General features: G+C 54.0%; 6 protein-coding genes. 3 read left to right on the top strand and 3 right to left on the bottom strand.

The genetic code is table 11. The features are described 5' to 3' along the window. Window positions 1-173: 173 nt before the first annotated feature. Window positions 174-632, bottom strand: a complete 459-nt coding sequence (locus ABWP27_RS10870; protein WP_353156565.1) for a RidA family protein — start codon at window positions 630-632, stop codon at window positions 174-176. A gap of 189 nt (window positions 633-821) precedes the next feature. Then, window positions 822-1,730: a DMT family transporter gene (locus ABWP27_RS10865; protein ID WP_353156562.1), complete on the bottom strand. Its 909-nt coding sequence runs from the start codon at window positions 1,728-1,730 to the stop codon at window positions 822-824. Window positions 1,731-1,958: 228 nt separating this feature from the next. On the opposite strand from ABWP27_RS10865, the gene ABWP27_RS10860 reads away from it, so the two are divergent. From ABWP27_RS10860 to ABWP27_RS10850, 3 genes are all read left to right on the top strand, one after another. Continuing rightward, window positions 1,959-3,434: an aminotransferase-like domain-containing protein gene (locus tag ABWP27_RS10860; RefSeq protein WP_353156560.1), complete on the top strand. Its 1,476-nt coding sequence runs from the start codon at window positions 1,959-1,961 to the stop codon at window positions 3,432-3,434. Window positions 3,435-3,536: 102 nt separating this feature from the next. Further along, window positions 3,537-5,450 (top strand): molecular chaperone HtpG, encoded by a 1,914-nt coding sequence (htpG, locus tag ABWP27_RS10855; protein WP_353156558.1) that lies wholly within the window; start codon window positions 3,537-3,539, stop codon window positions 5,448-5,450. A 171-nt stretch (window positions 5,451-5,621) separates the two neighbouring features. Beyond that, window positions 5,622-6,242 carry an HD domain-containing protein gene (locus ABWP27_RS10850; protein ID WP_353156555.1) on the top strand — a complete coding sequence of 207 codons (621 nt, stop codon included), beginning with the start codon at window positions 5,622-5,624 and terminating at the stop codon, window positions 6,240-6,242. Between the two features lie 99 nt (window positions 6,243-6,341). Here the strand turns inward: ABWP27_RS10850 and ABWP27_RS10845 are convergent, their stop codons facing one another. Further along, window positions 6,342-8,546 (bottom strand): OsmC domain/YcaO domain-containing protein, encoded by a 2,205-nt coding sequence (locus ABWP27_RS10845; RefSeq protein WP_353156568.1) that lies wholly within the window; start codon window positions 8,544-8,546, stop codon window positions 6,342-6,344. Between the last annotated feature and the right edge of the window lie 97 nt (window positions 8,547-8,643).

The raw sequence follows: 8,643 nt of genomic DNA, 5'->3' as shown, positions 1-8,643 counted from the left end.
CGCATCGTGATTTTCAGGATCTCGCGAATGACCGAGCTTTGCAGTTGCTCTGCCCGTTGAGCGAATTGCCATTTGATAGGCGTTGGATTTTCGATTTTCATTATTGCGATGTTTTATGACTGCGATGTGATGGCAGGCAGGCCCGAATTGACCGGCTCATGCATTTTTTCTGCTTATTTGATTTCCGCGATCAATTCAATTTCCACACAGGCACCCAGTGGAATTTGCGCCACACCAAATGCCGAGCGTGCATGCACGCCTTGTGCGCCGAATATTTCACCCAACAGTTCCGAGGCGCCGTTGGTAACCAGATGCTGCTCGGTATAGTCGCCGGTCGAATTGACCAGGCTCATGACTTTGACGATGCGTTGAACGCGATTCAGATCGCCGCCGCATGCTGCCTGCAAGGTAGCGATCAAATCGATGGCGACGCCGCGCGCTGCCAGTTTGGCTTCGTCAGTCGTCATGTTCTTGCCCAACTGACCGACCCAGGGCTTGCCGTCTTTTTTGGCGATATGGCCTGAAAGGAACACCGTGTTGCCACTTTGTACGTACATGACGTAAGCCGCAGCAGGCGTTGCGACGACAGGCAATTCGATATTCAATGCTTTCAGCTTGTCATAAAAAGACATAAGTGCTCCAAAAATTGATGCCATTCCATGCAATGCAGGAATGGCCATTAACAGATGTCTGTGAACGCGATGTTGGCTACATGCCTTGTATTTTCGACGATCACAGAAGGAATACCCGTGATTATCTCAAATCCTCGGCTTTCCTTCCCAACTATCGACGCTGCACAGCGTACAAGAAGACATCCATATTCAATTTTGGCGCTTGATCGGCATTTTCCTTCCTATTGCCACGACGGCAATAATCGCAAGTGCAAACAGAAAAGTGCGCCACTCCAGCAGCTCTCCCAGAATCACTGCCGCACCCAGCAAGGTCAAAAATGGTTGTATCAATTGCACTTGTCCGACACGTGCAATTCCCCCCAAAGCCAAACCCCTGTACCAAAAGAAGAAGCCGATAAACATCGAAAACAGCGAGACATAGGCAAAGCCTACCCACGCACCGGCCGAGGCCGTCACACCATGCTGCCAGCCCAGCCATACCGTGACCGGCAACACTACCGGCATTGAAAGCACCAGCGCCCATGAAATCACCTGTTGCCCGCCCATCGTCTGCGACAGGCGGCCACCTTCGGCGTAGCCCATCGCGGCGGCCAGCACCGCCACAAATAATGCGAGATCGGCAATATGCAATTCACCACCGCCCTGCTGCAATGCAAACGCAACAACCAGGCCGCTGCCCACTATTGCAGCCATCCAGAAACCGATGGAAGGCCGTTCGCCAAAACGCAATGCGCCGAACAAGGCGGTCGCCAGCGGCAAGATACCCAGGATGATGGCGCCATGCGAGGCCGGCACATAAGCCATCGCGATCGACGAAAACACCGGGAAGCCGACCACCACGCCAAGCGCAGTAATCAGCAGCGATTTCATCTGCGTTTTATTCGGCCGTACCGCACCGCTCCACCACAGCAAAACGGCGGAACAGACAGCTGCCACCACGGCGCGACCGAGCGCCACAAAGACCGGATGCAATTCGGCGACAGCGACCCGGGTAAACGGCAAGGTCAGGCTGAACATCGCCACGCCGATTGCACCCAGCAGCATGCCTTTGGTTTCTGGCGTCATCGCGACAGAACTTGCTATGGAGTCGTGACTCATGAGCGGATCGCCCGAACTGAATGCAGGGTCGAGGCAATCATGTTGTTCAGCCCCGGCGTGATCGACGAGGTGAAGGCAAAGAGGCAGCAAGGATTCATATTGTTCCAGAAGGATGGCAAAACGATACATGCATCGTTTTACTGTTTTTATCGTTAAAACATCGTAATCGACAAAACCAATACAGTACCAGTACACTTAAGGAATTAATCTCCTAACTGTCACGGCAATATGACCAATACAGCCAAATCGCACAACACGCCTGCACCTGTCGCCGCGCCCCGTCCGCTGCTGTCGCGCCAGGCCGATAGTTCGCTGATAGAACAAATCGTGCAGCTCGTGACTTCGCGCATAGACGACAGGTTGCTGCGCACCGGCGCGCGCATGCCGTCAATACGCCAGTTTTCCGATCAGCACGGCGTATCACGTTTTACCGTGGTGGAAGCGTACGACAGGCTGGTCGCCGGCGGTCTGCTGGAATCGCGCCGCGGTTCCGGTTTCTACGTGCGTGACCGTGCTCCCATGCTGACGCCGCACAAGCAGCGTCAGCATACGACGGCCACGCAAGCGCTGGATGTGGTGTGGCTGGTACGCAATATGTTTCGCCAATTGCCGCCGGAAAAAATGCCGGGCGTAGGTTCGCTTCCCAATGATTTCCTCGATGGCGACATGGTGGGAAATGCCTTGCGCGCCGTCAGCCGGCAAAATCAAAACATGTTGCTGCAATACGGCACGCCGCAGGGATTTTTGCCGCTGCGCCAGCAACTGCAATTGAAAATGGCGGAGCTGGAAATTGCCGCCACGCCGGATCAGATCGTCACCACCTCTGGCGTGACGCAGGCGCTGGACCTGGTGGCACGGCATTACATACAACCCGGCGATACGATTTTTGTCGACGATCCGGCCTGGTTCCTGATGTTCGGTTCATTCTCCACGCTGGGTGCCAAGGTAGTCGGTATTCCGCGTCTGCCGGATGGGCCGGATATCGAAAAACTAGGCGCACTGGCCGCGCTGCACAAGCCAAAACTATTCGTGATCAATTCAATCCTGCACAATCCGACCTGCAGTTCGCTCTCGGCAGCCAAGGCATTTCAGGTGCTGAAAATTGCCGAGCAATACGACTTCATGATTGTCGAAGACGATATCTATTGCGATATGCATCCCGGCACTACGGTACAGGCGGCGACGCGCATTGCCGCGCTGGATCAATTGAATCGCGTCATTTATCTGGGCGGATTTTCAAAGACGCTGGCAGCCAATCTGCGCGTCGGTTTCATCGCCGCCTCGCACGATATCGCCATCCATTTATCCGACCGCAAGATGCTGACCACGCTGACCACCACGGAACTCACCGAACGCGTGGTCTACCGGATTCTGTCCGATGGCCATTACCGCAAGCATGTCGATCGCCTGCGCGGCAAGCTGGATGCGGTACGCGACAGGACGGCGCGACAGATGGAACGCATAGGCATCAAGATCAATGTCCACACGCCGGCCGGCATGTTCCTGTGGGCAGATGTCGGTTGCGACAGCAATGCATTGACTGAAAAAGCGATGGCGGAAGGTTATCTGCTGGCGCCCGGCAGCCTGTTTTCACCCAAACAGCTACCCTCTTCCAATATGCGTTTCAATGTCGCAGCCATGACAGACCCCGGCATTTTGCGTTTTCTCGAACAGGCAATCGACCAGTTGCGCGGCAAGTCTTGAATTTGCCGATATCGTCCCAATTTGCGACGGGACGTTTGGGCTGAGATTTAAAAATCCGGCGTCCCGAACATACCAATTCTTTCTTTGACACTTGAGGTAAAAATGGCTGCATCCGAAAAACAAACCCTGGGCTTTCAGGCCGAAGTAAAGCAACTGCTGCAATTGATGATTCACTCCTTGTATTCCAACAAGGAAATTTTCCTGCGCGAACTGGTCTCCAACGCCTCCGATGCTGCCGACAAATTGCGCTTTGAAGCAATCGACAATAGCGCGCTGTTTGAAAATGATGCCGAGCTGAAGATCAAGGTCAGCTTCGACAAGGAAAAACGCACGATCACGATTTCCGATAACGGTATCGGCATGACGCGCGACGACGCCGTCGAACATCTGGGCACCATTGCCAAATCCGGCACCAAGGAATTTTTCTCCCGACTCTCCGGCGACCAGCAAAAGGATGCTGCGCTGATTGGCCAGTTCGGTGTCGGCTTCTACTCCGGCTTCATCATTGCGGACCGCATCACGGTAGAAACTCGCCGTGCCGGCGCAGCAGCCAATGAAGGCGTGCGCTGGGAATCCGAAGGCGCAGGCGATTTCACCGTCGAAGCAATCGACAAGCCGACCCGCGGCACCGACATCATCCTGCACCTGCGCGAAGGCGAAGACGAATTCCTGTCGTCGTGGAAACTGAAATCCATCATCCGCAAATATTCCGACCATATCTCGCTGCCTATCGTGATGCAGAAAGAAGAATGGGACGAAGAGAAAAAAGAAACCGTCGTTACCGATGAACTGGAAACCGTCAATCAGGCCAGCGCACTGTGGGCGCGCAACAGAAATGAGATCACGCCTGAGCAGTACACCGAGTTCTACAAGCATGTATCGCACGACTTCGGCGAACCGCTAACCTACACGCACAACCGCGTCGAAGGCCGTAGCGAATACACGCAACTGCTGTACATCCCGACCCAGGCGCCCTTCGATCTGTGGGACCGCAACAAGCGCGGCGGCATCAAGCTGTACGTCAAGCGCGTCTTCATCATGGACGATGCCGAACAACTGATGCCGGTCTACCTGCGCTTCGTCAAAGGCGTGATCGATTCAGCCGATCTGCCGCTGAACGTCTCGCGTGAAATTCTGCAAGAGTCGCGCGACGTCAAAGTCATCCGCGAAGGCTCGACCAAGCGTGTGCTTGGCATGCTGGAAGAACTGGCAAACGCCGACGAGCAAGAAAAGAAAGACAAGTACACCACCTTCTGGAACGCCTTCGGCCAGGTGCTGAAAGAAGGTATGGGCGAAGACGCGACCAACAAGGAACGTATCGCCAAGCTGCTGCGCTTTGCATCGACCAATAACGACAGCGATGCACAAACGGTTTCATTCGCCGATTACGTCTCGCGCATGAAGGAAGGTCAGACCAAGATTTTCTACGCAACCGGCGAGTCGTACAACGCCGCGAAAAACAGTCCGCATCTGGAAATCTTCCGCAAAAAAGGTATCGAAGTCCTGCTGCTCACCGATCGCGTCGATGAATGGATGCTGTCCTACCTCGAAGAATTCGAAGGCAAGGAACTCGCATCGGTCGCCAAAGGCGATCTGGATCTCGGCCAACTGGAAGACGAAGCCGAGAAAAAGCAGCACCAGGAAACCGAAGACCAGTACAAGGAACTGGTCGGCAAGATGCAGACCGCACTCGCTGACAAGGCCAAGGAAGTACGCGTCACCTTCCGCCTGACCGACTCACCGGCTTGTCTGGTGGCGGATGAAAACGAACTGTCCGGCAACCTGCTGCGCATGTTGAAAGCAGCCGGCCAGAATGCGCCGGATGCCAAGCCGATTCTGGAAATCAATCCGGATCATCCGCTGGTGCAGCGCTTGAAATACGAAGAAGCCAAATTTGATGACTGGTCGAATATTCTGTTCGATCAGGCCATGCTGGCTGAAGGCGGCAACCTGAACGATCCGGCTGGATTTGTTAAGCGTTTGAATGAGATGCTGCTGGGGTTGGCGAGCAAATAATCCGGATTTTCAGAATCCGAGAAAAAGGGCTGCGCTAGCAATAGCGTAGCCCTTTTTGTATAAGGCATCTTGATGCAGATTTCTTGTTTTCCGGCTATCCGCTTGCGACCAAAAATGAACTGTCGCCGCATCTGTTTTGTATGCCATGAAAGCACACTTGGAGGTGAAATGATGCAAACAACCATATTAGACAAGCAGTTAAGTTTTCTGAGAGAAATCGACCGGCTGAAAACCGTCGTCAGGCAATCTCCACTGCTTGATAAAAGCCGGAAAGAAAATTCTGCCGAGCATTCATGGCACTTGGCGATGTACGCCCTACTACTGAATGAATACGCCTGCGGGCCGGTGAATACAAATCGGGTTGTACAGATGCTCTTGCTGCATGACATCGTCGAGATAGACGTCGGCGATTTCCCGATTCATAGTGATTCTTCCGGCAGTTTCCAGGCAGAAGAAGAATCTAAAGCAGCCGAGCGATTGTTCGGCTTATTGCCTCAACAACAAGGCAACGAATTTCTGGCTTTATGGCGAGAATTTGAACGTGCGGAGACAGAGGACGCAAAATTCGCCAAGGCACTCGACCGTTTTCAACCTCTTCTTGTCAATGTATTCACCCACGGGGGAACCTGGACAGAGAACGATGTTTCGCTTGAACAGGTCTTCTCCCGATATGGCCCTGTCATTCAACGAGGTGCGCCGCAGCTTTGGGCTGTGTGTGAGCAATGGGTAACGCAACATTTTTCCGAGCAGGCATTACGCGTATCGGGCATGCCCAAGGACAGCACAGGATGAGATCTTCGCTGCTCTTGCGATGATGAAAGATATGCTTGAAGAGACTGGACCATCCTGAAGCAGCTGTCTGCTTCAGGCCATCAGCGCTGACTCGACACCCTAGCTGGCTGTAGTCGCCACATTGGCCCGCGCCGTATGCAATTTTTTGTAGCTGTCGATCCGGCGATGATGCCTGTCGAGTCCTTCCAGCTTCATACTGGTTGGCGTCAAGCCGAAGAAGCGCACGCTGCCGTCTACTGAGCCCAGCACCGCGTCCATCCGCGTGTTGCCAAACATGCGGCGGAAATTGACCACGTAATCGTCCAGTTCCAGCTCGTCATCCAGCACCACCTCCAGCACTACGTTCAAGGCTTGATAAAACAATCCGCGCTCGACAGTATTGTCGTTGTATTGCAGGAAGGCACCCACCAGCTCGTGTGTCTCCTCAAATTCCTGCAAGGCGAGATGAATCAGCAGCTTCAACTCGAGAACTGTCAGTTGTCCCCAGTCCGTATTCTCGTCAAATTCGATGCCGATCAAGGTCGCGATGTCGGAGTGTTCATCGAGTTCACTATCATTCAAACGGTCAAGCAGCGCTTCCAGGCTTGGCTCGTCCAGGCGATGCAGGTTCAAGATATCGGCGCGGAACAGCAGCGCCTTGTTGGTGTTATCCCAGATCAAATCTTCTACCGGATAAATTTCCGAATAGCCGGGCACCAGAATTCGGCAGGCAGTGGCGCCTAGCTGGTCATATACCGCCACGTACACCTCTTTGCCCATGTCTTCGAGAATGCCGAACAAGGTCGCGGCTTCCTCGGCATTGGAGTTTTCACCTTGCCCAGAAAAATCCCACTCAACAAAATCGACATCCGCTTTGGCGCTGAAAAAGCGCCACGATACGATGCCGCTGGAATCGATGAAGTGCTCAACAAAGTTGTTTGGTTCAGTCACGGCGTTACTGACAAAGGTCGGCTGAGGCAAATCGTTCAAGCCTTCAAAACTGCGACCCTGCAGCAATTCTGTCAGACTCCTTTCCAGCGCCACCTCCAGGCTTGGGTGCGCGCCGAACGAGGCAAACACACCACCGGTCCGAGGGTTCATCAGGGTGACGCACATCACCGGATATATTCCACCCAGCGATGCATCCTTCACCAGCACCGGAAAGCCCTGTTCTTCCAGGCCCTGAATGCCGGCCAGAATGCCGGGGTATTTCGCCAGCACTTCCTGCGGCACATCAGGCAATGCCATTTCGCCTTCCAGAATTTCGCGCTTGACCGCACGTTCAAAAATTTCGGACAGGCATTGCACTTGCGCTTCGGCCAGCGTATTACCGGCACTCATGCCATTGCTGACATAGAGGTTTTCGATCAGGTTGGACGGGAAATAAACCACTTCGCCGTCCGACTGCCGCACATACGGCAGCGAACAGATGCCGCGCTCCACATTGCCGGAGTTGGTGTCGATCAGATGCGAACCACGCAACTCACCATCGGGATTGTAAATTTGCAGACAATACTCATCGAGAATTTCAGCCGGCAGCGCATCTTTGCGGCCGGGCTTGAACCAGCGTTCGTTCGGGTAATGGACAAACGCCGCGTCGGCGATGTCTTCGCCCCAAAACACACCGGCGTAGAAATGGTTGTTACTCAGTCGCTCGATATACTCGCCCAAGGCCGAGGCCAACGCGCTTTCCTTGGTCGCTCCCTTGCCATTGGTAAAACACATCGGCGAATGCGCATCACGGATATGCAGCGACCACACATTGGGAATGATATTGCGCCACGAAGCGATTTCAATCTTGATGCCCAGACCCGCCAGCAGACCGGACATATTGGCGATGGTTTGTTCCAGCGGCAGATCCTTGCCCGCGATATAGGTGCTGGCGTCAGCAGCCGGCTGCAAGGTCAGCAAGGCCTGCGCATCGGCGTCCAGATTCTCGACCTCTTCAATCACAAACTCTGGTCCGGCTTGCACCACCTTTTTCACCGTACAACGCTCGATGGAGCGCAAGATGCCCCGGCGGTCTACGTCCGGGATATCTGCCGGCAACTCAACCTGTATCTTGAAAATCTGCTGGTAACGGTTTTCCGGATCAACAATGTTGTTCTGCGACAGGCGGATATTTTCGGTAGGGATATTGCGCGTGTTGCAGTACAACTTCACGAAGTAAGCCGCACACAAGGCCGACGAAGCCAGAAAGTAATCGAAGGGACCAGGCGCCGAGCCATCACCTTTATAGCGGATAGGCTGATCGGCGATTACCGTGAAGTCATCGAACTTGGCTTCAAGACGCAGCTTGTCGAGAAAGTTGACCTTAATTTCCATGGGGATTCCAAAAATGGTGCGCAAAATGATGTGGCCGCTATTATCCGTCACCACGCCGGTGCCGTGTAATACATCGATGCTTTCCACAAACGATGCC

The sequence above is a fragment of the Herminiimonas fonticola genome, from assembly GCF_040395855.1.
Lineage (GTDB): Bacteria > Pseudomonadota > Gammaproteobacteria > Burkholderiales > Burkholderiaceae_D > Oxalicibacterium > Oxalicibacterium fonticola_A.
The sequence above is the reverse complement of the archived record's forward strand: the minus strand, read 5'-3'. Positions and strand labels throughout refer to the sequence as shown.

What these genes read in the sequence shown, in the direction of transcription:
- ABWP27_RS10845 (WP_353156568.1), bottom strand. Translation starts at nt 8,546, where the DNA reads ATGGAAATTAAGGTCAACTTTCTCGACAAGCTGCGTCTTGAAGCCAAG.
- ABWP27_RS10850 (WP_353156555.1), top strand. Translation starts at nt 5,622, where the DNA reads ATGCAAACAACCATATTAGACAAGCAGTTAAGTTTTCTGAGAGAAATC.
- ABWP27_RS10860 (WP_353156560.1), top strand. Translation starts at nt 1,959, where the DNA reads ATGACCAATACAGCCAAATCGCACAACACGCCTGCACCTGTCGCCGCG.
- htpG (WP_353156558.1), top strand. Translation starts at nt 3,537, where the DNA reads ATGGCTGCATCCGAAAAACAAACCCTGGGCTTTCAGGCCGAAGTAAAG.
- ABWP27_RS10870 (WP_353156565.1), bottom strand. Translation starts at nt 632, where the DNA reads ATGTCTTTTTATGACAAGCTGAAAGCATTGAATATCGAATTGCCTGTC.
- ABWP27_RS10865 (WP_353156562.1), bottom strand. Translation starts at nt 1,730, where the DNA reads ATGAGTCACGACTCCATAGCAAGTTCTGTCGCGATGACGCCAGAAACC.